We start from the raw sequence: 2,017 nt of genomic DNA, 5'->3' as shown, positions 1-2,017 counted from the left end.
TGAGAGTAGGACGTCGCCAGGCAAATGGAAAACAACCCGGAAGGGTTGTTTTTTTTTATGAGAAGTTTGCCATAAAGCGAATTTTGTCGGACATACGGTCCGTTATTATGTGTAAATAGACCATGTTTTGGAATTTAGCGGACACAGAATCCGTTATTAGCAATTTTTAAGGCAAAAAAGACATTTTTATGGGGAATAACGGAACGTGTGCCCGCAAAGGTCTGAAAGATGGCCCTCATATCGTAAATATGTCCTTTCAAATCTTATCTAGTGTTTAATAGGCCAAACAATGCACTATCCTCCGAATTTTGACAATCAAATCCCGATGTTAATTATAAACTTGCTCTTTTGGGTAGTAATCACTTAGTAAAACGTTGCTGCCGATTAGATTTTAATTAGAACTTGGGGTAATTCGGACTCGTATTCATCATTTTCTCCAATAGCTGTCCGAATCAAAGGATGTTCGGACCCAGTTTGGTTTTCTAAGCCTCTTCTTGTCCGAACACACTAATCCAGTTCGCGCTCGACTCCATTTTTACCCCTCATAGGGCTAAATTCCTAAAAATTGAACAATTCCAAAATTAGTATGATATATTTTTTCGCAGAAGTTTACTTCTTGATGATTTTCATATAGTATTAAATTAATATAGTAGATTAGTGGGGTGATGTCATTGCAACAATCATCTAGTGAAATCATTAATCAATTTAGCAAATGGCTTGAGAGTAGTGGAAAATCATTGAATACGATTAACACATACCTCCGAGAGCTAGAAAGGTATCAGACGTGGCTTAGCCAATATCAAATTGAGCTCCACGATATTTCGCAAAAAGACATTCAGCGTTATATCACGTATTTAGAGGAACAAGGGAAGAGTCCAAATACGAATGATAAAATACTCGGTGCCATTAGAACCTTTGCGAAATTCCTGAAAAAACCAGAAATTATCGTCGATATTAAAATTATTCCCGTTCTTAAAAATGAAGAAATTGAAATCTTAACTAGCCTTGAATGTCAACAATTGCTTAAGGAAGTTAAGATAGATGGAAATAAGCGAAATATAGCGATTGTGTACACACTCCTTCATACTGGAATTCGGGTTTCAGAATTATGTGCCTTAAACAAATCGGATATCGATTTTAACCAAAACTTGCTCATTGTCCGAACTACGCAGGACGTACAACGAACGATTCCTTTATCAGATGAAGTGAAGTACCATTTGCAAAATTACTTGAACTCAATGTCCATTGAAGACGCTGTCTTTGTTTCGAGATCCGATGAAAGATTAACCGAGAGATCCGTTCAGTATATGCTTAAAAAATACAATGTTCATCCACATAAATTGCGTCACACCTTTTGCCAGCATTTAGTCGACAAAGGCGTTAGCCTTGAAATTGTTTCAAAACTAGCTGGCCATAGAGATATCAATGTAACAAAAAAATATGCCAAATCACGAATGCAGCAGCTCGAAATGGAGGATGCCATTCGAAAAACTTTTATTAACGACACACTAGGTTGAGTTGTTACTAAATGTAAAAAGGGATTCTTTTATTAAGAATCCCTTTCTTTATTATTGATTACTGTTAAGTTTAATGCTGTCCCTGGCAAAGGCTAAATTGCGGATTCCCGTCTTGGTGGATATTAAAAATTCCGTCGCAATCACTTTGTCGGTCATTCCGCCACGAAGACAGATGGTTGTATAAAGGTTGTTTTAAAACCACATTAAGTGACCCAATAAAGAAAGAGCCGCTCCTGAAAGTTGCTCTTTCTTTCGTTTGAAAAAAGCTATATCTACAAGTTGACTTCTGCGAAGTGAGATGATATATTAAATCGTGCTGCTGATACACAGCATTATAAATGTTGTGATAAGGGTCAATATTTTTTAAAAATAGAAGTTGACTTCTGCGAAACAAGGTGTTATATTAAATCTTGTCGCTAAAACAAAGCGGCTAACATGATGAATGGATAGTAACTTCGATTGAAAAACTTTTTTAAAATAGAAGTTGACTTCTACGAAGT

The 2,017-nt window shown here is 36.2% G+C and carries 1 protein-coding gene; it reads left to right on the top strand.

What is annotated here, in order from left to right:
• The first annotated feature begins 671 nt into the window (after positions 1-671).
• Positions 672-1,517 carry a tyrosine-type recombinase/integrase gene (locus ACX9YW_RS22815; RefSeq protein WP_460350994.1) on the top strand — a complete coding sequence of 282 codons (846 nt, stop codon included), beginning with the start codon at positions 672-674 and terminating at the stop codon, positions 1,515-1,517.
• The last annotated feature ends 500 nt before the right edge of the window (positions 1,518-2,017 follow it).

It is taken from the genome of Pseudoneobacillus rhizolycopersici (assembly GCF_054786815.1).
Note: the sequence above shows the minus strand (reverse complement) of the source record. Positions and strands in the feature narration are given on the sequence as shown.